We start from the raw sequence: 24,832 nt of genomic DNA, 5'->3' as shown, positions 1-24,832 counted from the left end.
GGCGGATGACGAATCCGGCGGTCCGGCCGACCTACGACGTGGTGGTCATCGGCCTGGGCATCATGGGCGCTTCGGCGCTGCACCATCTGAGCCGGCGCGGGGTGCGGGTGCTGGGCGTGGAGGCGCACGGCCCGCTGCACGCCCTGGGCTCCTCGCACGGTCAGTCGCGCATCTTCCGGCGCGCGTACTGGGAAGGCGAGCAGTACGTTCCGCTGCTGGAGCGCTCCTACGCGGGCTGGCTCGAACTCGACGCCGCCGCACACGACACCATCGCGGTCCGGACCGGCGGGCTGTTCGTCGGCTCGCCCGAATCCGCGCTGGTGCAGGGTTCGCGGGCCACGGCGGTGCGCAGCGGCATCGACCACGAATACCTGGACGCGGCCGCGATCACCGAGCGCTTCCCGGCTTTTCACGTGCGCCCCGACGCGGTGGGGGTGTACGAGCCGGACGCGCTCATGCTCTTCGCCGATCACGCCCGGCTCACCTATCTCTCCCGGGCCGCGGCCGCCGGCGCGCATCTGGCGTACGGGCAGACCGTGCGCTCGGTGCGCACGGGTTCCGGTGGCGCGCTCACGATCTCGGGCGACGACTGGGAGGTGAGCTGCGGCGCGGTGGTGCTCTCGGTCGGCGCCTGGATCGGCCGGTTCCTGCCCGGGGAGATCGCGCCGCTGGTCACCCCGATGCGGATTCCGGTGTACGAGTTCGACGTCGAGGAAGCGCGCGAACGCGACCACTGCACCGGCCGGTTCCCCGCGTTCCTGTACGAGGACGACGCCGGGGCGCTGGTCTACGGGCTGCCCAAGTGGCGGGTGGACGAGGGCGGACTCAAACTCGGCTTCCACAACCGGCAGCTGTCGCCGCTGGACATCGAGAGCGACCGCCGCCCGCCCGCCGAACGTGAACGACTCGAGCTGTGGCGCACCATCAATCCGGTGCTGCCGGGGGTGCGCAGCACCGGCCGCGGCATCTCGTGCGTCTACACCATGTCGCGTGACGAGAGCTTCCTGATCGGGCGTTCACGCGAGGTCGAGGGGGTCGTGTACGCGAGCGCCTGTTCCGGGCACGGCTTCAAGTTCGCGCCGGGCATCGGGGAGGTGCTGGCCGAGCTCGCCCTGGACGGCCGGTCCGCGGTGGACGTCTCGGACTTCCGTCCCGAGCGGATGGCCACCACCGATGTGGCCTGACCCCCGCCCGCGCGCGGAAAACACTGGGAGCGAGGACTTTTCATGAGTGACAGGAATGTGGCGGAACGATCCGCCGAACCGGCCGGCGAGCCGGGGGCCGACACCGCGGACACGATGCCCGGTCTGCCCCCGGGCTATCGTCCGTGGCCCGCGCTCTGGGCCCTGGTCACCGGCATCTTCATGATCCTGGTGGACTCCACCATCGTCTCGGTGGCCTCGGACGCCATCTGGGTGGACCTGGAGACCGACCTGAACTCGGTGGTCTGGGTGACCAGCGGCTACCTGCTGGCCTACCTGGTGCCGCTGCTGCTGTCCGGGCGGCTCGGGGACATGTTCGGGCCCAAGCGGGTGTACCTGGCCGGACTGGTGATCTTCACGGCGGCCTCGGCGCTGTGCGGACTCGCCGAGACCGCGCCGCAGCTCATCGCGGCCCGCGTGGTGCAGGGACTGGGCGCGGCCCTGATGACCCCGCAGACCCTGGCCGTGGTCACCCGCACCTTCCCCGCGCACAAGCGCGGCGCGGCCATGGCCCTGTGGGGTTCGGTGGCCGGGCTCGCGATTCTGGTGGGGCCCCTGGCCGGTGGGCTGCTGGTGGACCGCTTCGGCTGGCAGTGGGTGTTCTTCGTCAACGTCCCGGTCGGGCTGGCGGCGCTGGTCGCGGCCGCGCTGCTGGTGCCGAACCTGCCCCGCAACCGGCACCGGATCGACTACGCGGGCATCGCGCTCAGCGGTGTGGGATTGTTCCTGCTCGTCTTCGGATTGCAGCAGGGGCAGCACTACGACTGGGGGCACGTCGGGAACCTCGGCCCGCTGCCGATCTCGGTGTGGGGCTTGATCATCGCGGGCCTGGCCACCCTCGGCGCGTTCGTGTGGTGGCAGTCCCGGGCCACGGATCCACTCATGACGCTCACCCTGTTCCGGGACCGCAATTTCGCGGTGAGCAGCATCGCGGTGGCGGGGATGGCCTTCGCCATCACCGGGATGGCCATTCCGCTGATGCTGTTCGCGCAGAAGTCCCTGGGGCTCAGTCCCACCCGGTCGGCGCTCATGCTCATTCCGCTGGCGGTGGCCTCGGCGGCGCTGGCCCTGCCCGCGGGGAAGCTGACCGATACTGTGCACCCGCGCTACCTCACCGGTTTCGGCTTCGCGGTGTTCGCCGCGGCGCTGTTCTGGCTCGGCTACGCCGCGTACCAGGGGGCCTCGGTGCCGGCGCTGCTCACCCCGATCACCCTGGTCGGGGTCGGCAACGCCTTCATCTGGGGGCCGCTGACCGCGATCGCCTACCGCAACCTCGCCCCCGAACTCGCCGGCGGCGCGTCCGGGGTCTACAACGCCACCCGGCAATTGGGCGGCGTGCTGGGCAGCGCCATGGTCGGGGTGCTCATGCAGCACGAGGTCGACGCCAAACTCGCGCCGCTGCTGGCGCGCATGCCCGGCGGGGCCGACGCGAACGCCGCGCACACCATCGGGCCGCTGCCGCAGGCGCTGCGGGATCCGTTCGCCGAGGCGATGGGGGCCAGCCTGTATCTGCCGGCCGCCACCCTGGTGCTGTGCTGTGTGCTGGCGCAGTTCCTGGTTACGCCGAATCCGGTCCGGCCGGAGTGAGAGCCGGTGTGGCCGTGCGCTGTTCGGCGGGCCGGGTGGCCCCGGGGGCGGCGATCACGTCGGTGACGATGCGCCGGTACGCCTCGGCGTATTCGCGGCCGAGCAGCGGGCCGTTGCCGCGCATACGCTCGCGCACCCACGCGATATCGGCGCGCGGATCCGCGGAGGTGCGAAATTGACTGCGGTGCTCCAGGATCGCGGTCAGCTTGCGTTCGGCGGTGCGGTCCACGTCGATCCACAGATCGGCGTGTTCGTGCCCGGGCACCCACACCTCGCCGACCCGGTGCGCGGGCAGCCCCTGCGCCAGCAGTTCGGGGAAGGCGCGCGGATTGCGGGCGAACGGGTAGACCGCGTTGAGCGCGGCCTCGCCGACGGCCAGGTGGTCCGGATGCGATGCGCCGATGGGGAACTGGAACGAGCGCAGCGGCTGATGGGTCAGCACCAGGTCGGGCCGGGCGCGGCGGATCTCGCGGGTCAGCGCCAGCCGCAGCGCGGCGTCATCGGCCAGGGCTCCGTCGGGGAACCCGAGGAAGGTCAGGTCGGTGACCCCGAGCACCCGGGCGGCGGCGCGCTGCTCGGCGTACCGGGTCGCGGTCAGGCGCGCGGCGGGCTCGTCCGGGTCCTCGCCGCCCTGTGCGCCGTCGCTCACCACCACGTAGCCCACCCACGCGCCCTCGTCCACCAGCCGGGCGACGGTGGCCCCGAAGCTGAACTCGGCGTCGTCGGGATGCGCGGTGATCACCAGCACCCGGTCGAAGGTGCGGGGGAGTGGAACGGGGGCCGCGACTGCGCCGGAAGTGTGGTCCATGGCCGAAACATACACCGGCCCAATTGATTTCGTTCGACAGATCACGCGCTGAAAGGGATATCACGTGACCGAGCAACTCTTCGCCGAGCGCGGCGCCGACCGCCTCGCGATCCAGCTGTACGAGCGGGCCGACGCCGCGACCGCCGTGCTGATAGTGCCCGCGATGGGCGTGCCCGCCCGGTACTACGACCGCTTCGCGACGGCGCTGCACGAGGCCGGTCGCGAAGTCGCGGTCCTGGATCTGCGCGGGGCCGGTGCGAGCACCCCGGCCGTATCACGCTCCAGCCGTGCCGATTACGCCGATCTGGCCGACGACGTGGGCGCGGTGCTGGACCTGCTGGCCGAACGCCGGGCCGGACGCCGCACCGTCCTGCTGGGTCATTCGCTCGGCGGGCAGGCCTGCGTCATGCACCTCGCGCGGTCGGGCCGCACCGATGTCGCCGCGCTGGTGCTGATCGCCGCCGGGATGCCGTACTGGCGCGCGTACGGTCCCACGGCCTGGCAGGCGCAGCTGTTGCGGACGGCGGTGACCTCGGTGACGGCGGTGCTGGGCTTCTGGCCGGGCTGGGGTTTCGGCGGACCCCAGACCGCCGGCGTGATGGGGGACTGGGCGCACACGAGCAGCACCGGCGAGTTCCCGCCCCGGCTGGGCGTCACCGAACGCCTGCCCGAACTCACCCTGCCCACGCTGGTGGTGACCGTCGACGGCGACGAGCACACCCCGCCCGCGGTGGTCGAGAAGCTGACGGAACTGCTCGTGTCGGCCCCGGTCGACCGTGAGCACATCACCGCGGAATTCGCCGGAACGAAGCTGGACCACTTCCGCTGGGTGAAGGCGGCGGCGCCGGTGGCCAAGGTCGTCCTGGAATGGGAGGCCGCGCACTGAGCTGACATCGAGCGCGCGGCGCCGGACGCCGCGCGCCGCACCGGCCGGGTCGGCCCGAACTCGCCCGCGACGACCGTCGCGCAGGCGCTGTCCGTGCTGCTCGAAGATTGAAAAGCCCTGTGCCGCAACGCATTGCGGCACGCAGATCCAGTCGCTACCTTGTGGTGCGCCCGCCAGTGCACGACGCGACCCGATGTCCGGGACCGCGCGGGGCGGAGCGCATCGGGGTATCGGCCGGCTCCCTCCGGGGAGAGAGGATGTGGACAATGAAGTACGTCATTCCCGCCAAGCGGGGGTCGAATCGCGTGCCGAACAAGAACTTCCGGCCCTTCGCGGACGGCAAGTCGCTGCTGGACATTCTCGTCACCAAGCTCATCCGGATCGCGGACGATCCCGCCGACGTCTACCTGTCCTCGGAGGACGAGACCACCCGCGAGGTCGCCGCGAAGTACGGCGCCTCGTTCCTGCCGCGCGAGGCGCACCTGACCGAGAACTCCTACCCGTTCCAGTCGGTGGTCAATCAGGTCTGCGCCCAGCTGCCGGGTGACGACGACGTGATGTGGTGCCACGCCACCGATCCGCTGTTCGACGACCATGCCGCGGTGGTGAAGTCCTGGGAGTCCCGCGATCCCGAGTCGGCGGACTCGATCGTGGTGGTCTACCCGATGAAGGACTACCTGCTCGATTCGAACTTCAATCCCATGGGTTTCGGGTTCGGGCCGTGGCATCGGCCCTCGCAGCAGCTGCCGGTCTTCTACATGCTCGGGTTCACCTGCTCGATCATGACCCGTTCGGTGGCCACGAACATCGGTCTGGTCGGCGCGAAGCCGATGTGGCACCCGGCCACCAACCTGACCATCGACATCGACACCCAGGACGAGTTCGACTTCGCCGCCAAACTGTACGAACTGGCGATCGCGCCACCGGCGGGCCGCGGTGCCGAGTCGTAGCCGCCACCTGGGGGCGGACCCGGTGCTGCTGGCCGAATCGGTCGCCGAACTGGTTCGCATCCCCAGCGTCAACACGCTGCAGGCCGGACCGCGCGCCCACGAGCACGGTCCGATCGGCGAGGGCGCGCTGGCCCGGTGGTTGGCCGCGCGGACGCGCGAATGCGGTTCGGACACGGTGGTTCTGGACGAGGTGCGTCCCGGCCGGCCCAACGTGTACGCCCGCTTCCCGGGCCGCACCGATCGGCTGGTGGTGGTGGACGTGCACACCGACACCGTCACCGTCGAGCACATGACCGACCCGCCGTTCGACGGCCGCGTCGCCGACGGCCGGGTGTGGGGGCGCGGCGCACTGGACAGCAAGGCCACCCTCGGCGTGCTGCTCGCCCTGCTCGACGGCTGGCGCCGGGACGGGCTGCGGCCCGAGCCGACCCTGCTGCTGGCGGGCACCGTCAGCGAGGAGGTCGGCGGCCTGCTCGGCGCGACCCGATTCCGGGAATGGGTGCGGGAGAACGATATTCGGATCGACCAGCTGCTGGTAGCCGAGCCGACCGAGTTCCGGCCGATCCACGGGCTCAAGGGCCTGGTGCTGCTCGAGGTCACCGCCCGCGGGGTCGCCGCGCATTCGTCCCGGCCCGACCTCGGCGTCAACGCCATCGAGGCCATGGCGCCGGTGATCGCCGCCTGCGTCGCGGAGAACGCACGGCTGCAGGGGCTCGCTGCCGCGACCGAGGTCGGCACCGGCACGGTGTCGGTCACCCGGATCTCCGGCGGCGAGGGCACCAACGTGATTCCCGACCGGTGCGCCATCGCGGTGGGCCGCCGCATCGTGCCCGGGGAGGAGCCCGGCGAGGTCGTCGCACAGCTGTCGGCGCTGATCCGGGCCGCGTGCCCGATCCCGTGCGAGATCACCTCGCTGCTGCCGCAGACCCCGGACGGGCAGCCCGGAACACCCGCGTTCTATCAGCGCCCGGACAGTGAACTCGTGCGGTTCCTGGCCGAAACCTGCGGTACGACACCGGCCGTCGCGCCGTTCGGCACCAATGCCCTGCGCTACGCCGGGCTCGCGCGGGAACTGGTCGTCTTCGGCCCGGGATCCATCGAACTCGCGCATCAGGCCACCGAGTACGTCGAGATCGCCGATCTGGCGCGCCTGGCCACCGTGCTCAGCGCCTGGCTCGATCCGGCCTGAACACCCGCAACACCGGAAGGAATTCGTGATGACCACCGCCACGGCCGCGTCCACGATCGACGACATCCGCGATCCCGTCGCGCGTTTCACGCGGGGCTGGATGCTCGCGACATCGACCGACGCCTACGGGATGGACCTGGGCTTCGCCTCGGGCAGCCGGTTCTGGGTGGTCGGGCGCGCCGGGGTGCTCGGCGACTGCCCGGTGGAGATCGCCGCCGCGGCAATCGCTTTCGAGCCGATCGAGAAGGTACGCGCGGCCTGGGAAACGGTGCCCGCGGGATTGACCCACCGAGACGTCGCCCTGCACTACCGCGATCGCATCGCCGCCTGGGGCGATCGGGTCTTCGCGGACCACCCGCCCGCGGAGCTGATCGAGCTCGAGGCCACCGCCCGCCGGATCGCCGGCGCGGCCCCCGCCGCGCTCGGTGTGCTGTTCGCGGGCTGGCGGCAGCTGTCCGCACCCGAATCACCCGGTGCGCGTGCGGCAGTGGCGCTGCACGTGCTGCGGGAGATGCGCGGCGCCGCCCATATCGCGGCCATCACCGCGTGCGGCCTCACCCCGCTGGACGCGATCCTGGCCGCACCGCATCCGCCGCCGCGCACCGGCCCGGCCTACGCCGAGCGGATGGGCTGGCGGGGGCCGTTCCGGGATCCCGCCGAAGTCCGTGTGCAACGGCTGGCGGCCGAAGAGCTCACCGGCACGATCCTCGAGCCCTACTTCTCGATCCTGACCCCGGGGGAGCTCGCGCGGTTCGGCGCGGGCGTGACCACCCTGTGCGAGACGTCGATTCGCGTCGGCGATTCCTGACAATCCCGGAAGACTCGGTCGATCGCAATGAATCTCACGGTATCGGCGCCGGCCGCCGATCGGCGGGCCGCCGCGAGCCCCCGCCCCCGGCTGCTCGTCGCGCCCATCTCCATCACCCCCACCAAGCCGCTGCTGCCCACCCACGTCAAGGGCATGCTGTGGGTCGACCTGCTGTGCAAGGCTTCCCGGGAAGTCGCGGAGGTCACCTGCATCTGGAACTCGCGCACCCCGAACCTGGCGGGCCAGACCGTGCAGTTCTGGGCCTACCTGGACCGCGAATACGGCGGGCACGACTATGCCGCCCTCGACGATCTCGACATCGGCCGGCTGTACGTCGAATTCCACGGCGCCGAAACGCGTTTCGACCCCACCGCGCTGCGCGACTACACCGAGCGCGTGGAGCGCACGGGCTGGGTGCATCCCGCCTCGGCCCGCATGCTCGATCTGTGGAGCGCGCAATTGCGCACGCTCGGCGTCGCCGACCCCGGCCTGCACGCCGATCGCCCGCACCCGTGCACCGCGCAGGACGTGGTGGACCGGCTGCGCGCGGACAAACTGTGCCTGGATCAGCGCGCGGTGGGGGGCCCGGTCTACCTGGACGGCACCCGCTGGGGCGTGCCGCTGCGCCCGGTGATCGGCGCGGACGGGCACGCCAACTACCTGCTCACCGCCCTGCGCGACATCCTGCCGGTGGTCGCGGACCACGATCACGTGCTGCTGGTGCACGACGAGGAGATCGCCCAGGATTTCGTCCTGGTCGAGAAGATCCTGGCGCACTACGGCGTCCGGACCTCGCGCCTGGCACTGGGGCGCGTGCCGCTGGGCGGCGTGGTGCAGTCCAGCCGGGCGGGCGGCTGGGACGGCGCGAGTTTGGGTGAGATATCCCGGACCGCGCTGGCACAGTTCACGATCGAGGAATATCGGCTGGGCATGCGCGTGTACTACGGCGCCATGCTGGGTCGCGCCGCCGGTGAGTCCTTCGACCAGCGGCTGCTCTACCGCGCCATGGTCCGCGCCCGCAAACTGCTGTCCGCGCCCGAGCGCCCCGGGGACGCGGGAGCCTTTGTGCGGCGCCATCTCACGCGGTCGGCCTGGGTCGACCCCTACCGTCTCTCCGCCGCGGTCATCAGCCGCCCCGTGCCCCGGGACGTGCTCACCGAACTCTTCCTGTGAAGAGCCAGTTTTTCGAAGAAGAAGGTCGCCCATGACATCCACCGACATCGAACAACGCGTCGACTCGATCCGCCGCCTGGCCGTCGCGAGCCGGGAGACGATCACCGCCGCCCTGGCCGAACCCGAACGGGTGCAGGCGCAGTTCCTGGACCGGCTGATCCGCCGCAACGAGGGCACCGACTTCGGGCGCGAACACGGATTCGCGGACATCACCGACGTCGCGGACTACCGGCGCGCGGTGCCCATCCGGGTGCACGAGGACTTCGCGCCCTGGATCGAATCGGTGATCGGCGGCGCGCACAACGTGCTCGACGCCGAGGATCCCTTCGCGTTCTTCTCCAGCAGCGGCACCACCGGGACCGAGAAGCGTGTCCCGGCGACCATGACGTACATGCGGGAGGGCCTGATGCCCTTCTATTTCGCGGGCCTGTCCACCATTCTCGGGCAGAACGCGGACATGCTGGCCGGTGACAACGCCGTGCTGAACCTCTGGCAGGACCCGTTCTCGAACATCCGGCGCACCTCGGGCGGACAGCCCCACATCGGGCCCAGCCAGGTCGATTTCAGCGCACTCGGCGAGGAGGCCGCGGTCGGGCTGGGCAATCGCGCCGCCTGGAGTCAGCTGCCCGAGAGCTTCCGGGACGCGGACGCGCTGCGGCGCATGTACCTGCGCCTGCGCATCGCCGCGCAGTACGACGTGCGCTGCGTCATCGCCATGAATCCCGGTATCGCGCACGCGCTTCCGGAACAGCTGCGCCGCTGGTGGCCCGCCATCGTGAAGGACCTGTACGACGGCACCCTGGACGGGGTCCCGTTCACCGATCCCGATCCCGAGACCGCCCGCCGCATCGAAGCGCACGCGCGCTGGTTCGGGACCGTTCGCCCGATCGACCTGTGGCCACGCTTGGGCGGGGTCGTCACCTGGACCACCTACGTGGCCGGGCTCTACCTCCCGGCCGTGGCCCGCGAGTACGGGCCCGGAGTCAAGATCATGACCGCCCCGGTCGGGTCCTGCGAGGGTCCGCTGGTGGTCCCGCTGGACCGGCATCCCGACGCCGGGCCGCTCGCGGTGCCGTGGTGTTTCTACGAATTCATCCCGGTGGAACAGGAGATCGAGCCGGACAGCCCCACCCTGCTGGCACACGAACTCGAGGCGGACCGCACCTACCACGTCGTGCTCACCCGCGCCGGTGGCATCTACCGGTGCGCCACCCGCGATCTCGTGTACGTCGCCGGGCACATCGGGCGCACGCCCCGGGTCGCCTACGCCGGGCGGCACGGCACGCTCACCGTCTCCGGGACGCCGCTGCGCGAGGATCAGGCGCTGCGCGCCCTGCGCGCGACCGCACACGAGAGCGGCCTCGAGGTGCGTAATCTGGTGTGGAAACTCGATGCGCGGCAGGGCGTTCCGCATCACCACGCCGCCGTCGCGTTCACCGCGGCCGAATCACCGTCCGCTGTAACGGCTTTCGAGGAGCTCGCCGATCGCCGCCTGTGCGCGGACGTCGCGGCGTACGCGATCGCCCGCGAGCGCGGCGACCTCGGCCCGCTGCGGGTGAGCCAGGTGAGTCTGACGTCCTTCTTCGACGTCTGGTTCGACCAGGTCCGCGCCGCGCCCACACCCTCGCGCGTCAAGGACCGGGTCTTCGACGACCGATCGCCGGTCTGGAACGAGGTCGCACCGTGAGCACCCCGGCGCCCCTGGACGACGACATCCCCTGTCGCGGCCAATACAGCGAACTGGCCCGGCGCACCCGCCTGGACTGGTGGCGGCGCACCGCTGGCGCCGGGCTCGACGCGCTGCGCGAACCCGGCATCGACGCGCGATCGCTGCGCGGCAACATCGAGAACTACGTTGCGACGGTGGAGATCCCGGTGGGACTGGCCGGGCCGCTGCTGTTCACCGGCGAACACGCCCGCGGCGGCATCCTGGCCCCGCTGGCCACCACCGAGGGCGCGCTGGTCGCCTCGGTGACCCGCGGCGCCAAGGCGATGACCCGCTCCGGCGGGGTCACCACCCGGGTGCTGTCCCAGCGCATGGTCCGCGCGCCCGCCTTCGAATTCGCCTCGCTGGACGCCGCCGCCGCCTTCGCCGCCTGGATCGGTGCGCTCGACCGCCGGGCCCGGCTGGCCGCGCAGGTGCGGGCCGTGTCGCGCTATTCGACGCTGCTGGACGTCGATCCCATCCAGCTGGGCCGCGTCGTGCACGTGCGATTCGTGTTCGAGACCGGCGACGCCGCGGGCCAGAACATGACCACGGTGTCGACCTGGCGCGCCTGCCAATGGATTCGGGACGAACTCGCCGCCACCGGCCGGCCGGCTCCCGTCTGGTTCACCGTCGAGGGCAACATGAGCGGGGACAAGAAGCTCACCGCCCTGAACCGTTTCGGCGGGCGCGGGTCGCACGTGCAGGCCGAATGCCTGATCGATCACGAGACCCTGCGCCGCGTCCTCAAGACCGACGCCCGATCCATCGCCTCGGTCTGGCGCAAGGCGCAATTGGCCGCCCAGTTCAGCGGCGCCGCGGCCGCCGACATCGACGCCACCAACGTCATCGCCGCGATGTTCGTGGCCACCGGCCAGGACGTGGCGTGCGTCCACGAGTCGGGCGCCGCGCTGTTCTCGGCGGAGGAGACCGCCGACGGACTGCTGGCCGGGCTCATCCTGCCCAACCTCATCGTCGGAACCGTCGGCGGCGGAACCACACTGGCGCAGCAGCACGACTTCCTGGCCGCCATGGGCTGCACCGGCGAACACGGCGCCCGGCGGCTCGCCGAGATCGTCTGCGGGTACGCGCTGGCCCTGGACCTGTCCACCGCGGCGGCCATCGTGGCCGGGCAGTTCGCCGACGCGCACGCCCGCCTGGGCCGCAGCACCCGGGTGGACTGGCTCACCGCCGAGGCCATCGACGCCACCCTCGTGGCCTCGATGATGGCCGACGCCCTGGCCCGGCCCGAACTCACGGTCTCCGAGGTCACCGCGCTCGACCACGGCGGCGTGGACAGCCTGCTGACCGAGGCCGTCGGCGGCGGCGAACGGCGCAAGTTCGTCGGCCTGCTGCCGTTGTCGGTGTCGTACGCGCTCTCGGATCAGGACACCAAGACCGCCGAACTCATCGCCAAGGTGAAACCGGTCGACGAGGAGGTGATCATCGAGCTCGGCAAACTGGCCTCGCTCGCCGGGGGAGAGGTCGCCGAACAACACGCGCGCTGGCGCGAGCACACCGGTTTCCGCGACACCCACACCCGCGAACTCGCGCTCTACCGACACGCCGACGGCGCGCTGCGCGCGGTCATGCCCGAGCTGTACGGACTGCTCGAGGATCAGGCCCGCGAGGCGTACGTGCTGCTGCTCGAGCGGCTCGGCTCGGACGTGATCCTGCGCGACACCGTCGACGCGCCCGCGGACTGGCAGCCCGAACACCTGGCCGCGGCCCTGGACGGCATCGCGGGTGTGCACGCCCAATGGCTCGGGCGCGAAGCCGAATTGGCGGCCACCGGCCGGCTCGGCGCGGTCCGGACCCCGGAGCAGGCCGCGGACACCGTGCCGCTGTGGCGCGCCCTGGTGGCGCACAACGCCGCCGAATTCCCCCGCTGGATAGGCGAAGCGGACCGCGCGCGGCTGGCGCACATCGTGGAGACCAGTCCGGTGTGGTGGACGGCGGTGGCCGCCGCACCGCGCACGCTGGTGCACGGCGACTTCAACCTGCGCAACATCGCGCTGCGGGCCGGGGATCATCGCCTGGTGGCCTACGACTGGGAGCTGGCCACCATCCACCTGCCCCAGCGCGACCTCGCCGACTTCCTGGCCTTCGCGCTACCGCCCGACGTGGGCCCGGACCGCGTCGCCGAACTCGTCGAGCACCACCGCGCGGCCATCGAACACCACACCGGCGCACCGCTGGACCCGGCCGCGTGGCGGCGCGGATACCGCTGGGCGCTCTGGGATTTCGCGATCTACCGGCTCCAGCTGCTGTTGCTGGCGCACGCCCACCAGGAACTGCCGTTCCTGGAAAGGGTCACCGCGACGACCCTGCGCCTGCTCGCTCTCGAAATGGAAACCGTATGACCTCGAACAGTCCCACGATCGCCCTCGTCGGCATCGACGGCTCCGGGAAGTCCACCGCCATCGCCGCGCTGGCCGAGCGTTTCGGCGGGCACGGCGCGGTGGTGTCCAGCCTGCGCAATCACGACGTCGCCGACGCGCCCCTGCACGACCTCTCGCGGGCGCTGGAGCGACTGGGCCGCGCCGCCGACGAATCCGGCAGTCCCAGTTTGAAATTGACCGCGCTCTATCTCCAGATGTGCATGTACGGGCCGACCGCGGCGTTCGTGACCCAGGCGCACACGCCCGCGGTGCTGTTCTCGGATCGGCACCCGGTGATCGACGCGAGCGTCTACCTGCCGATGTTCCACGGCATGATCACCCGCGTGGGCGCGGCCGCCGACACCCGCGGCTGGCTCGACACCCTGGACCCGCCCGCGCGCGAGCTCGTCGTGCGCTGGATCCACGCCCAGGCCCGGCACTCGGGGCGCCGGCCCGAACCCGAGGCGCTGGTGCGCGAGCTCGTCGGCCTCGCCGCCGCCCCGCCGCCGGTGAGCCGGCTGCAGACCATCCTGCGCGCCCCGCTGCCGCGAGCGGTGGTGTGGCTCGACCTGCCCGTCGAGTCGGCCGTGCGGCGCATCTGCAACCGCGCCAAACCCCGCGAGGCGCACGAGACCGAGCAGCGGCTGGGCGCGGTGCGACTGGCCTACGAACGACTGTGCGCGGATCCCGAACCGGGCCTGGTCGTGCATCGGCTCGAGGTCGGCGACCTGACCCCGGACGAGGTCGTCGCCGCGATCGTGTCCCTGCTGGCGAAGGCGGGTGTCGATGCTCCCGCAGGACGCGCTGCGGCGTGAGGCCGAACAGCGCCTGACCGCGCTGGCCACCCTGGCCGCCGCGGCCGAGTCCGGCGGTGAGCCCGTCGATCCGGCCGCGGGCGAATGCGTGGTCGCGGTGGTGGCCGCGTTCGACCCGGCGGACTTCGTGCGCGCCTGCCGCGATTTCGCGCACGCGCTCGCGCGTCCGGCCGTGGCCGCGTGGTGCGCGAACTTCACCCGGACCGTCTTCCTGGCGGGCGAGCCCGCCAACCTGGCGGTGCGGCACCCGGCCGATCAGGTCGCGGCGGGCGGTGCGATCGCCTGGTACGGGCCGTGCCCGGCCGCGGCGACAGCGGGTGTCGGCCGGCTGCTGCGGCCCTTTCGCGGGCCGGTCCGCCTGGCCGCCGGGCTCGAACTGCCGATCGAACCGCGACCGGTTCCCGATGCCGCGCCCACGGGGGCGTACACGCTGATCGTGGACGTCTCCGACCTGGCCGTGGAGGAATTCATGATCCACGTGAACCATAGTGTGGCGGAATCCACTTTCACCGGTGCGCTGCCACCCGGTGCGGCCCTGACCCTGCGGACCGTCGCGAACGCGGAATTCGATGCGGGCCAATCGGAATACCGCAGAATCGCCGTCGATCGCGCGGACCCCGGACGGCTGCGCTGCTACGCCGCGCTGACCCGAAGCGGGTGAATATCGACCTCACAGGGGGGTAGCGGGGCCTTGTGATAGTGCGGACCTGGTTAGCATCGATCAGTCGTACTGATCGAGGAAACCCCTGAGGACGTGTGTTGACTACCGACCATCTTGACCGCTGGAACGCCCACGAAGCTTCCGCGGAGGCGATGATTCCGATCATTGGACGGCTGTACCGGGACAAGGGTGTCACCATCCTGCTGCACAGCCGATCGCTGGTGAACAAATCGGTGATCAGCATTCTGCGGACGCACCGCTTCGCGCGCCAGATCGAGGGCGAAGAGCTCTCGATCGAGGAGACCCTGCCCTTCCTCGAGGTGCTCACCACCCTCGACCTGGGCCCGAGCAAGATCGACCTGGGCCGGCTGGTGATGGCCTACCGCGCCGACGACCGCGGGCTCACCGTCCCCGAGTTCACCGCCGACGTGCTGGCCGACATCACCGGCGGCAACAAGGCCGAGGCCCAGGGCCCGCGCGATGTTGTGCTGTACGGCTTCGGCCGGATCGGGCGTCTGGTCACCCGGCTGCTCATCGAGAAGAGCGGTTCGGGCAACGGCCTGAACCTGCGCGCGGTCGTGGTCCGCAAGGGCGGTAAGGACGATCTGGCCAAGCGCGCCTCGCTGCTGCGCCGCGACTCGGTGCACGGGCAGTTCAACGGCACCATCAAGGTCGACGCGGACAACGACACGATCATCGCCAACGGCAATGTCATCAAGTTCATCTACAGCGACGATCCGACCACGATCGACTACACCGCGTACGGGATCAACGACGCGATCCTGATCGACAACACCGGCAAGTGGCGCGACCGCGCGGGCCTGGGCCAGCACCTGCGCCCGGGCATCGCCAAGGTGCTGCTCACCGCGCCCGGCAAGGGCGACGTGCCCAACATCGTGCACGGGGTCAACCACCGGACGCTGGATCAGTCCGAGCAGATCGTGTCCTGCGCGTCCTGCACCACCAACGCCATCGTGCCGCCGCTCAAGGCGATGGACGACGAGTACGGCATCGTGCGCGGGCACGTGGAGACGGTGCACTCGTTCACCAACGACCAGAACCTGCTGGACAACTACCACCCGGCCGACCGCCGCGGCCGGTCCGCGCCGTTCAACCTGGTGCTGACCGAGACCGGCGCGGCCTCCGCGGTGGCCAAGGCCATGCCGGACTTCAAGGCCAAGATCACCGGCAACTCGATTCGCGTTCCCACGCCGGACGTCTCGGTCGCGATCCTCAACCTGCAGCTGCGGCGCGAGGTGAGCAAGGCCGAGGTGCTGGACTACCTGCGCGGGGTCTCCCTGGCCGGTCCGCTGAGCCGCAACCTCGACTACACCGCTGCCACCGACGTCGTCTCCAGCGACTTCATCGGCTCGCGCGCGGCGTCGATCGTGGACGCCAACGCGACCATCGTCGACGGTGACACCGCCATCCTCTACCTCTGGTACGACAACGAATTCGGCTACTCCTGCCAGGTGGTGCGCACCGTGCAGTACATCTCGGGCATCGAGTACCCGACGTACCCGCACCTGCCGGCGGACGACCGCGAGGCCGCCCCGGCGGGCGCGCGATAGCTCGTCACCCACTCGCACACAGCGTCCGGCCGTCGCGATTCTCGCGGCGGCCGAACGCTTTTCACCACCGGTTCAGTGCGGCTGCCCCGCCGGCAGCGGCGCCCGGCAGGCCGCCAGGATCACCGCCCGGGCGGCCCGGCCCTCGGGGGTCGGGAACAGGGCGTAGTTGTGCGGCAGGCCCGGGGCCTCGTGATAGTCGATCGGGATGCCCGCGGCCTCGGCACGGTCGGCGAGCGTCCGGGCGTCGGTGAGGAACAGTTCCCGGGTGCCGCTGAACACCGTCAGCGGGGCCAGCCCCGTCATCGGCCCGAACAGCGGGCTCACCCGCGGATCCCGCACGCTGAGCCCATCCGCGTAGAGCCTGCCGATCTCGGCCAGGCCCGCGGCCCGATGGAACGGATCGACCGCCTCGAGCCCGGGCAGATCGGGATGCGACATCGAGCCGTCGAGCCAGGGGGAGATCAGGATCAGGCCTGCCGGGCGCGGGCCGTCCTCGGCGGCCAGCGTCTGGGCCGCGGCCAGTCCCAGTCCCGCGCCCGCGGAATTGCCGACCACGAAAGTCCTTCCCGTGCCGCGCTCTTCGACGGTGCGGGCCAGCAGCGCGGTGGTGATCGCGACCATGTCGGCCGCGCCGATGTGCGGGACCAGCGGATAGATCGGCACGATCACCTCGGCGTTCGACTCCAGGCCGAGCCGGGCGGCGAATTTCCAGTGCGCGCCCACGATTTCGCGAATGAACCCACCGCCGTGCAGGAAGAAGACGGCATCGCGCACCGGTCCGGGCGGGGTGATGCGAAAGACCGGCCAGCCCTCGAATTCCTCCCGGGTGACCCGGGCCCGTTTGCGCAGCGCGGCGGGCGGGCGCACCTCGCCGGTCCGGCGGTCGCGCTTGTCCAGGGCCGCGTGCAGCCGGGCCGGATCGCCGAACATCTCGCGGTCGCCCAGCGCGGCGACCAAGGCGGTGACCACGCGGTTCTGCCAACTCGGCCGCGCGGTGCGCTCGTCGGTACTCATGCTCGCTCATCTCCCTGTCGTCGTGATGTGCGCCGGTGACCGGCGCACATCGAGCCTGACGGACAGGGCGCGGCCGCGCTTTCGGAAACCTGCGGTGCCGCTGATTCGATCGACGACAGGGGATGAGCTCGCCGATAGTGCTCGGCCTCAGGGAGTTTCGTCGGCCTCGTCGGTTATCCAGTCACGCAGCCAGGCGGTGGCGGTGGAACCGCTCTCGTCGACCACGTAGCGGGGATAGGACTGGTGCACGCCCGATTCCAGGAAATCCTGTACCTGGCGCATCCATTGCTCACCGGCGGGATTCTCGGCCGGAGCGGACAGAATGGCGTTGCCGCCGGGGAGCAGCGCCTCACCGAGAATGCTGTTGAAGGTGAGGGCGTAATTGGGGAACTGCAGCGGATCGGGCGCCGAGAGCTGGGTCATGAACCCGGCGAAGCGGCCGGCCAGATCATCGTTGGGCACCGAGCAGTACAGATCGCCCTCGGCACAGAAGGTGCGCACCTTGGGGGTGAGCCAGCCGAAACCTCCGACTCTGGCTCCGCCCGCGCCCGCGCCCGGCACCGGGGGCCCGACCAGGACATCGGTGGGGGAGCGGCGCGGATCGGAGAGCAGGCCGACCGCCACCACCTTCTCGGGCGGGATGACGCTGAGCCCGGTGCCGATCTCGGCGGCCAGGTCACCGGCCGCGTCGGCCCCCTGGCTGTAGCCGATCAACGCGAATTTGGTTGTGGCGCAGCGCGCGGCCATTCTGACGATCATGGCCCGGGCGTTGGTGACGGCCTCGAGTTTGGAGCGGCCGTACACCTCGCCCTCCCACGGCAGGGCGGTGGCCGCGTAGTTCACGTAGTCGGTGCGGACCGTGCCCGGCAGTCCGCGGGTGACCCCGGCCAGCATGCCCTGGCCGGGGTCGTCTCTGGAGGTTTCCCAGGTGCCGGGCACGGCCACCACGTTGACGTTGGGGCAGTCGGCGGGACTCGCGTACGCCGGTGTCGCACCGGCCGCGCCGAGTATGCCGGCGGCGGTCGCCAGGACCGTCGCGATGGCGCCGGATGCCGCTTTGAAGGATCGCGTAGTTCGAAAGGACAAGGTTCACACCCCTTGTTTTGTTTCAGAACGTTCGGACGACTTCTCCACACTCACATTGGTGCCGATATGCGTGCCCCCGCGCGATGACACCGAGCGAGCCGACTCGGTGCGGGGCGACGCGATGGGCCGAAGATATCAAAGGAACCGGATGGTCTGTCGTTGGTTGGCGGAGAAACGCCGTAAACGCCGCTACCAGCGCCTTCTGCTACGGCGAGCCTCGCGAAAACGGCCCCCGGGTGAGTCGCTCAGGCCGCGCCCGCGGTCCGCTGGTCGGCGCCCGGCGCGGACAGGCTCGCCGCGTGCAGGATCTGGTGGATGAGGGGCACGATCAGGGTCATGTCGATGGCGCTCCAGCCCAGCGACATTCGGTTGTGCACGAAGCCGATGGACACGCCCGACCGGGGATCGGCCCAGCCGGTCGAGCCGAACGCGCCCATGTGGCCGTATCCGCGCGGGGCGCGCAGCGCCGGCAGGCTGTGATAGCCCAGGTGCCAGAACGGCACCACCAGGGCGCGGTCCAGCTGATAGGTGCGCACCCGTTCCAGCGCCCGCACCGTGTGCGCGGTCAGGTACGGCTTGCCCGCCGCGGTGCCGCCCGAGGCCAGCGCGCCGTACATGGTGGCCAGCCCGGTCGCGGTGCAGACCGCGTTGCCCGCGGGCAGCGCGGTCTCCAGGATGCGCGGGTGCTCGCCGCGGAAGATGCTCTCCAGCCCGGGAACGTAGATCGAGGCGATCGGCGCGCGCACGATGTTCGGGAGCCGGAAGGCCAGCGCGGACGCTGGCCCCGGAATGGTGCGATCGGCAAGGGTTTTCATCGAGCCCACCAGATTCGCGGGCCGGGTGCGCGCGCCGGCGGGCGGGCGGCCCAGGTGGATGCCGTCGGTGCCGAGCGGTTCGGCGACCTCGGTGCGGAACAGCTCGGTCATGTCCCGGCCGGTGATCGCCCGGGCCAGCCCCGCCATCAGCCAGCCGATGGTGAGGGCGTGATAGATCGGCTTGCCGCGCAGGTGATCGGGCGCGGCCGCGGCCAGCCGCTCCTCCATGAGGCGATGGTCCAGCACCTCCTCGACGGTGGTCGCGGGCAGCGCGGACAGTCCGGCGCGGTGGCTCAGCAGCTGTTCGACGGTGATGTCCGCCTTGCCGTTGGCGGCGAATTCGGGCCAGTACTCGGCCACCGGCGCGGCGTAGTCGAGCAGGCCGCGGTCCGCGAGGCGGGCCAGGACGGTGGCCGCGACGCCCTTGGAGGCGGAGTAGATCATGGCTCCGGTGTCGGCGGTCCAGGGCGTGCCGTGCGCGTCGGCGGCGCCCGCCCAGATGTTCACGACCGGGACCCCGTGCTGGTGCACCGCGAGTGCGCCGCCATTTCCGCTGCGCCCGGCGAAGATTCGCGCGAAGGTCCGCAGCGGGGCGTCGAATCGGGGATCGGCGGCGCCGCCCACGCCGATCGGCAGACCGGCGGCGGCTGACTGTGGTGCGTTCATCGACCAACGATAGCGGCGGTGCGGGCCCGGAAACAAGAGCTGTCTCAGACACAATGAATTCGCTACTCCGACACAATGTGCCAACGTTCGCGATTCGTTGTGAAATCGTGCGCATCGAACAAGCGCACCCGCAAGATCGGATGTAGTATCTTTCGCTATCGAAAGGGGTTGTTGTGCAACTGTTTTGCGACTCCCTTTCGGCAATGCGACCGTAGGGGGTGTGCCGGGGGCAGGGTACTCGAGGATTTCTTCGAATATGTCGTAGCGCAGGGGGAACAACGTCGGCACGATGTGGAGTCGGCCGCCCCGCGAGGCGCTGCATCCAGATCGTTCACGCGATGTACGCCATCGCTGTCGCCGTCAGCGCGGACGCCGCGACAATCCCGATTCCGCAGCATGGAATGCCGCTCGCACGAAGGAATCTCCAGTGTTCGACGTAATCCCCGATCACCCGGCCCGGCTGTCCACCACCCCGACCGACCTCTCGCTGCTGCTGCGCCCACCGCCCCCGGGATCGCCCACCGACCTGGTTCGCCCCAAAATCAACAACGGCATGCTGCTGTGGGCCGACCTGCCCTCGGTGCTGGTGCTGGGCAGTTCCGGCGGCTCGGGCGCGACCACCACCGCGCTCGGCATCGCCACCGCCGCCTCCTACAACTACCGCGAGCATTCGCCGGTCGTCGTGGACGCCACCGCCACCGGCGGCGATCTGGCCCCGCGCGGCTGCGACGCCATCGATCCGGCCGGCACCGTGCAGAGCTGGCTGAACATGAGCCATCGCAGTCTCGCCTCGGCCGTGCTGGACAGCTGCGGCGAGAACACCTCCAGCGTCGGCATCCTGCCGCGCGGTCCCGAGGCGCTGCCGCGCCGCGAGAGCTACGCCTCGGTGCACCGCAGCCTCTGCGACGCGGGCTGCCTGCCGGTCTACGACGCCGGCGCCCCGGTCACCAATCGCATGATCTCGCCGCTGCTCTCGGATTCCCGCATCGCCCTGGTGATCACCCTGGCCGCCCGCCCCGACGCGGTGAACCGGCTGCGCCCGGCGCTGGTCTGGCTCGACGACAACTACGGCGAATACCATCTCGCCGAAGCCATCATCGTGGTCACCCGCCAGCACCCCACCGACGGGCCCGGCGTCGCGAAACACATCCGCACCTACCTCGGCAAGTTCGTCCGGTCGGTCGCGGAGATCCCGTACGACGCGCACCTCGCCTCCGGGGGCGCCATCACCTGGTCCAAACTCGCGCCGCCCACGCGCCTCGCGTACCGGCAGATCGTCAATCTTCTCCGATAGCGCACTGCGGCAGCGGGTTTCGCGGTCCGTCACGACTGGTAGCGGGTGCTGCCGTCCACCGGCCGGGTCGTGCTGACCAGTTTGGCGTAGCAGTGATCGGCGTCGATGCTCTGCTGCGCGCACCAGCCGATCGCGCCGCCGGACGTCGCGAAGGACACCCCGGCCACGGTGACCCAGTAGTCGGCCTCGCCGAAGGTCGTCCATGAGCCGGATTCCAGCAGCCGCGCGCCGGGATAGCGCCCGCGCAGCTCGCGATGCTCCCGCAGGATGTCGGCATGGCCCCACGTCGTGCCCTCGGCGCTCATGCCGTTCTGTTTCGAACTCAGTTGCGGCACCCAGCGTTCGGCGAGATCGCGGCGGACCACCTCGTCGTCGGCGGCGACCGTGGCGCGGAGTTCGGCCAGCCCGGTGGCTTCGCCGTCCACGGGAGCGGGCGCGGTGGTGGCCGGGCCCGGCATGGCGTTCACGGACTCCCCGGTGGTGATTCCGGCCGCCGCGCCGTCCGGCTCGCCGCGCAGTTCCACGACGACGGCGACCGCGAGGGCGGCGATGACGGCCAGCGCCGCGGCCACCGCGATGCGCCACTTGGCCGCGGGCTCGCGGGCAGGTGGATGCGGATCTCGACCCGGTTGGTGCGGATCGGGAGCAGGTGAGCGCGGATCGAGAACCGGTGGGCGCGAGTCGTGTCCGCGTGAGTGTGCGTCGTGTGCACGCGGGTGCGGGTCGTGGGCCGGTGAGCGGGGGTCCCGGCCCGGTGTGCGGGGGTCTCGTCCGTGTGCGCGCGGGTCGACGGCCGGTGCTCCGCCCGTCCCGGCCCCCCTGCGCGGTTGCCCCGCTCGAACCGCGCTGCCGCGCGGCGCTTTTCCCGGCGACTGCGGCTGCACCCGCGGCAGGACCGCGGTCTCATGCGCCGCCTCGACCGCGGGGTCGAGAGCTTCGGTCAGCGCCGAGATCCACTCCTCGGGCACCGGCCGCATCCCCGGCGCGGCGGACAGCGCGGCCCGGGTCAGTCGGACGATCGCGGCGGGCGTGTACGGCGGCAGCCGGGCGGGATCGCGGGTTGCGTGATCCCCGGAGAGCAACCGCAACGCCAGCAGACCGAGCTTGTAGGCGTCGGAATACGGCGTGGCCGATTCCTCGCCCGAACCGAGCGAGCGCACATCCCAGCCCGGTGTCTCGGTCTGCGGGCTCACCGACAGCGCGCCCGAGCGCGCGGTGTCACACCCGGTGAGATACACGCGCCGCGCGGGCCGCAGCGCGAACAGCAGATTCCGCGGCGCCAGATCACCGACCGAAACACGATGCCGATGCAGCAGTTTCAGCGTTTCGGCGACCTCGGCCAGCAGCTCGTACCGGTGCCGGTCGGTGAGCGCGATACCGCGCGCGGCCACCAGCCCGTCGGCGTCGAGCAGATACTGGAAGCGGGCGGCGACCGGCGGTGCGTCGCCGCCCCCGGCGTCGAGGAAGAACACCCGGGGTGCCAGCGGCATCAGGAATCCCGCGATCGCGCCCGAACCGTCCTGCTCGACCACCCCGCACGGCCACGCCGCCCGCGCGAACAACTCGGCCCGCTCCCCGCGCGCCAGCGTGCCGGGAAACGCGGCCAGCTCCGCCAGCGCCGCGCGATCCAGCTCACCCGGCAGCCGCGGCTCGTATTCCAGGAAAGCCGTCGAATTCACCGGGCTCGCCGCCGCGTTCGGGGCGGCGTACACCACGCCCCGCTCCCCGTAGCTCAGCCGGTACAGCGTCCCCAGCGCCGACCGTTTCCACCGCTGCAGTGCCATGAACGCCTAGCCTTGTCTTCCCCGGAGCGGCCACCCCGGACGGCGGAATCGAATGGCTTCGCGTCCGCGCACCGAGCCGGAGGAAAATGCTGTGGCCCTCGTGATCGCAATGAGCATAGCGTTTTCGGGGCCGGAAGAAATGGGGAAGCCCCGAGGGCTAGCCTGCCTCGGGGCTTCGATGTCCACCCATTTGCAACGCGCCGACACGGTGGAGAACGGTCTGAGTTTGAGGACGTAGCGCTCTGCGATTGAGCTACGGCCCATTGGTGGCTGAGCCGGCGGGAGTTGAACCCGCAACCTCTACGTTGACAAACCGTTCGTTCGATTCGGCGTTCGGTGGAAAATGCTGAAGCTCGAGCGATAATCTGAGTTTCAAGGCACGGCGCCTCTGCCGTTGGGCTACCCCGCCGGGTGGATGGCAGGGGGAGGATTCGAACCTCCACTGGACCGTTCTGGTGCCTGTGACACAGAGCTTCTGTTTCAGCTTGCGCTCTTGCGCGGCACCGACATTAGCCGGTGCCGCGGGCGCTGCCAACCGAATTTCAGGCGAACAGGTAGCCGAAGATCTCCGCGCCCGGGTGCTGCTGGGCGATCTCGGCGTTGTTGGCCTCCTCACGCGCGAATTTCACCGCGTGCTGCAGCTTTTCGACCCGCTCGGTCAGTTCGTTGACCCGCTTGGCGGGCAGCGCGCCGGAGAACTTGATGGTGCGCCAGTAGCCGACCACCACGTCCTCGTGATAGACCTCGACCTGCGCCGGATGCTTGTCCGTCGCTTCGGCTTTCACGTGGTTGCGCGGAATCTTCTTGGTGCGCACGGTCTGTACCGGTTCGGTGGCGTAGCAGTCGGCGGAGGCGTCGTAGTCCCAGGACTCGGCGGCGTCGAGCACCGGCAGCTTGCGCACGAACGTGTGCAGGTCGATCAGCTGCTTCTCCAGGAAGAGCAGGTAGGTGACCGGGGTGTCGCGCACCAGCGTGCGGCCGTCGACCACCACGTCGGCGGTGGCCGCGCAGTTGGCCCAATCCTTGGTCGCCACCACGTCGAACAGCTTGGTCAGAATCTGCGCCGTGGTCTCGAGCACCGCGTCCGCCTTGACCTGCACCCGGGTCGATTCGGGCGGCAACTGCTCGCCCTCTTCGTCCTTGGGGCGGTAGGTCCGCGAGATACCGGTCAGCAGCGGATTCTTCGCCAGCTGGTGGTGCGCCTCGGTGAGCTCGGAAAAGGTTCGGGACTTGATCCCTTTCTCCACGGCGACAATCTGATTCAAACGTGTCATGCCCGCACTGTAACGAGCACCGGCCCCGCCCGACCAGTGGTTTACCGCCGGATCGAGCTGGGGCACAGGGTGTTCGGCGAGCGCCGCGCGGAATCAGCGGGTGAGCGCTTCCTCCAGCACCGGCCACGACCGGTGTAGCGCGTCCTCCCAGTACTTCCAGGAATGCGTTCCGGTGGGCCGGAATTCGACCGTCGCGGGAATGGCCAGGGTGGCGAGCTTGTCGGCCAGGCGCACCGTGCACTGGTTGGTCGCTGCCTCGATGGCGCCGCCCAGAATGATCTGGTTCGCCAGGGTGAACGCCTGACCGCCGACCATGTCGAGGGTGTCCGCGGGTCCGGGCAGCCCGGTCGAGGACGAGATGTAGAGCGTCTTGCCGCGCAGGCGTTCGGCATTGACGAGCGCGTCGTTGGCCAGCCACGCGGGGTCGTTGTCCTCGCCCCACATGTTGCGGGCGTCGGCGTCACCGCGCTCGAGCACGAGTTCGACGTATTCGCGTCCCAGTTGGTCCGAGGTCGAGGCGCACCCGCTGTAGGAGGCGACGGCGCGATAGACCTCGGGGGCGGCGATGGCGAGATTCAGGGCCGAGGACGCCGACATCGACACCCCGGCAATGGCGTTCGCGCCCGAAGCGCCCAGGGCGGCGTCCAGCACCGGGGGCAGCTCGCTGGTCAGGAAGGTCGTCCATTTGTGGCGGCCGAGCGCGGGATCGTCACGCTGCCAGTCGGTGTAGTAGGAGAACGAACCGTCCACGGGGGTGACCACATTGACGTTCTTGTTGGCGAAGAACTGCACGACATCGGTCTGGCGGTACCAGGTCGCCATGCCCGTGCCGCCGCCCGCGCCGTTGAGCAGATACAGCGTGGGGCGCGGCTCGCTGTTGTCGAAGGGGAGCAGCACCTGCAGCGTGATGGTCCGGCCCATGCTGGGGGAGAACACGTGCATGACCTGCTGGCGCGGCCCGGCTTTGTCGATCCGCACGACTTCGGCCGCGGTGGGATCCGCGGCGGCGACGGCGGGAACGGCCGCCGGAACCGCGAAAGCCAGTGCGGCGGTGAGGCAGGAACTGGCCAGCAGTGCCCACATTCGGTGTTTCATGAACAAAGCGCTCTCTTCGTCGAACTCGCTCGAAAGACCGTGCCGGCCGGTGTCCCCCGGGGGACACC

At 70.6% G+C, this 24,832-nt stretch carries 20 protein-coding genes; 13 read left to right on the top strand and 7 right to left on the bottom strand.

The window, feature by feature from the left end; all coding sequences use genetic code 11:
* The first annotated feature begins 5 nt into the window (after positions 1-5).
* Positions 6-1,184, top strand: coding sequence for an N-methyl-L-tryptophan oxidase (gene solA / locus ABZ319_RS30705; RefSeq protein WP_354990009.1), 1,179 nt, complete (start codon positions 6-8; stop codon positions 1,182-1,184).
* Between the two features lie 42 nt (positions 1,185-1,226).
* Complete coding sequence (locus tag ABZ319_RS30700; protein ID WP_354990008.1) at positions 1,227-2,789, top strand: MFS transporter; 1,563 nt, start codon at positions 1,227-1,229, stop codon at positions 2,787-2,789.
* Here the strand turns inward: ABZ319_RS30700 and ABZ319_RS30695 are convergent.
* Positions 2,761-3,597 (bottom strand): PIG-L deacetylase family protein, encoded by an 837-nt coding sequence (locus ABZ319_RS30695; RefSeq protein ID WP_354990007.1) that lies wholly within the window; start codon positions 3,595-3,597, stop codon positions 2,761-2,763. The two genes, ABZ319_RS30700 and ABZ319_RS30695, sit on opposite strands and share 29 nt — an antisense overlap.
* Positions 3,598-3,661: 64 nt before the next feature.
* Here ABZ319_RS30695 and ABZ319_RS30690 point away from each other — a divergent pair, with 64 nt between their 5' ends.
* The 10 genes from ABZ319_RS30690 to ABZ319_RS30645 all read left to right on the top strand — a co-directional run bounded on the left by ABZ319_RS30690 (position 3,662) and on the right by ABZ319_RS30645 (position 15,736).
* On the top strand, positions 3,662-4,483 hold the full coding sequence (locus ABZ319_RS30690) for an alpha/beta fold hydrolase (protein ID WP_354990006.1): 822 nt from the start codon (positions 3,662-3,664) through the stop codon (positions 4,481-4,483).
* A 266-nt stretch (positions 4,484-4,749) separates the two neighbouring features.
* Positions 4,750-5,433: a hypothetical protein gene (locus ABZ319_RS30685; protein WP_354990005.1), complete on the top strand. Its 684-nt coding sequence runs from the start codon at positions 4,750-4,752 to the stop codon at positions 5,431-5,433.
* The gene (locus ABZ319_RS30680) at positions 5,420-6,622 is read left to right on the top strand and encodes a M20/M25/M40 family metallo-hydrolase (RefSeq protein WP_354990004.1); all 1,203 of its coding nucleotides are present in this window, start codon (positions 5,420-5,422) and stop codon (positions 6,620-6,622) included. Before ABZ319_RS30685 ends, ABZ319_RS30680 begins: the two co-directional genes overlap by 14 nt.
* A gap of 28 nt (positions 6,623-6,650) precedes the next feature.
* Positions 6,651-7,430: a hypothetical protein gene (locus tag ABZ319_RS30675; protein WP_354990003.1), complete on the top strand. Its 780-nt coding sequence runs from the start codon at positions 6,651-6,653 to the stop codon at positions 7,428-7,430.
* A gap of 27 nt (positions 7,431-7,457) precedes the next feature.
* Positions 7,458-8,603, top strand: a complete 1,146-nt coding sequence (locus ABZ319_RS30670; protein WP_354990002.1) for a hypothetical protein — start codon at positions 7,458-7,460, stop codon at positions 8,601-8,603.
* A gap of 31 nt (positions 8,604-8,634) precedes the next feature.
* A complete protein-coding gene (locus ABZ319_RS30665; protein WP_354990001.1) occupies positions 8,635-10,290 on the top strand; it encodes a GH3 auxin-responsive promoter family protein in 1,656 nt (551 codons plus the stop codon).
* Positions 10,287-12,671, top strand: a complete 2,385-nt coding sequence (locus ABZ319_RS30660; protein ID WP_354990000.1) for a phosphotransferase — start codon at positions 10,287-10,289, stop codon at positions 12,669-12,671. Before ABZ319_RS30665 ends, ABZ319_RS30660 begins: the two co-directional genes overlap by 4 nt.
* Positions 12,668-13,504 (top strand): hypothetical protein, encoded by an 837-nt coding sequence (locus ABZ319_RS30655; protein WP_354989999.1) that lies wholly within the window; start codon positions 12,668-12,670, stop codon positions 13,502-13,504. The genes ABZ319_RS30660 and ABZ319_RS30655 overlap by 4 nt, the downstream gene beginning before the upstream one ends.
* Positions 13,476-14,165 (top strand): DUF6182 family protein, encoded by a 690-nt coding sequence (locus ABZ319_RS30650; protein WP_354989998.1) that lies wholly within the window; start codon positions 13,476-13,478, stop codon positions 14,163-14,165. Before ABZ319_RS30655 ends, ABZ319_RS30650 begins: the two co-directional genes overlap by 29 nt.
* Positions 14,166-14,263: 98 nt before the next feature.
* Positions 14,264-15,736: a glyceraldehyde-3-phosphate dehydrogenase gene (locus ABZ319_RS30645; protein ID WP_354989997.1), complete on the top strand. Its 1,473-nt coding sequence runs from the start codon at positions 14,264-14,266 to the stop codon at positions 15,734-15,736.
* A 72-nt stretch (positions 15,737-15,808) separates the two neighbouring features.
* Here the strand turns inward: ABZ319_RS30645 and ABZ319_RS30640 are convergent, their stop codons facing one another.
* The 3 genes from ABZ319_RS30640 to ABZ319_RS30630 form a co-directional block, all read right to left on the bottom strand.
* Entirely contained in the window at positions 15,809-16,750 is a 942-nt protein-coding gene (locus ABZ319_RS30640) for an alpha/beta hydrolase (RefSeq protein WP_354989996.1), read from the bottom strand.
* Positions 16,751-16,897: 147 nt separating this feature from the next.
* Entirely contained in the window at positions 16,898-17,836 is a 939-nt protein-coding gene (locus ABZ319_RS30635; protein ID WP_354989995.1) for a cutinase family protein, read from the bottom strand.
* Between the two features lie 245 nt (positions 17,837-18,081).
* Positions 18,082-19,317, bottom strand: a complete 1,236-nt coding sequence (locus ABZ319_RS30630) for a serine hydrolase domain-containing protein (protein ID WP_354989994.1) — start codon at positions 19,315-19,317, stop codon at positions 18,082-18,084.
* Positions 19,318-19,744: 427 nt separating this feature from the next.
* On the opposite strand from ABZ319_RS30630, the gene ABZ319_RS30625 reads away from it, so the two are divergent.
* Positions 19,745-20,611, top strand: a complete 867-nt coding sequence (locus ABZ319_RS30625; protein ID WP_354989993.1) for a hypothetical protein — start codon at positions 19,745-19,747, stop codon at positions 20,609-20,611.
* 29 nt (positions 20,612-20,640) lie between these two features.
* Here ABZ319_RS30625 and ABZ319_RS30620 read toward each other — a convergent pair whose 3' ends face one another.
* The 3 genes from ABZ319_RS30620 to ABZ319_RS30610 form a co-directional block, all read right to left on the bottom strand.
* Positions 20,641-22,395, bottom strand: coding sequence for a hypothetical protein (locus tag ABZ319_RS30620; protein ID WP_354989992.1), 1,755 nt, complete (start codon positions 22,393-22,395; stop codon positions 20,641-20,643).
* A gap of 542 nt (positions 22,396-22,937) precedes the next feature.
* Positions 22,938-23,669, bottom strand: a complete 732-nt coding sequence (locus ABZ319_RS30615) for a hypothetical protein (RefSeq protein ID WP_354989991.1) — start codon at positions 23,667-23,669, stop codon at positions 22,938-22,940.
* A gap of 93 nt (positions 23,670-23,762) precedes the next feature.
* Complete coding sequence (locus ABZ319_RS30610) at positions 23,763-24,752, bottom strand: alpha/beta hydrolase family protein (protein ID WP_354990017.1); 990 nt, start codon at positions 24,750-24,752, stop codon at positions 23,763-23,765.
* Positions 24,753-24,832 lie beyond the last annotated feature (80 nt).

This window comes from Nocardia sp. NPDC005978 (assembly GCF_040614455.1).
In the GTDB taxonomy this organism is placed as follows: Bacteria; Actinomycetota; Actinomycetes; order Mycobacteriales; family Mycobacteriaceae; genus Nocardia.
Note: the sequence above shows the minus strand (reverse complement) of the source record. Positions and strands in the feature narration are given on the sequence as shown.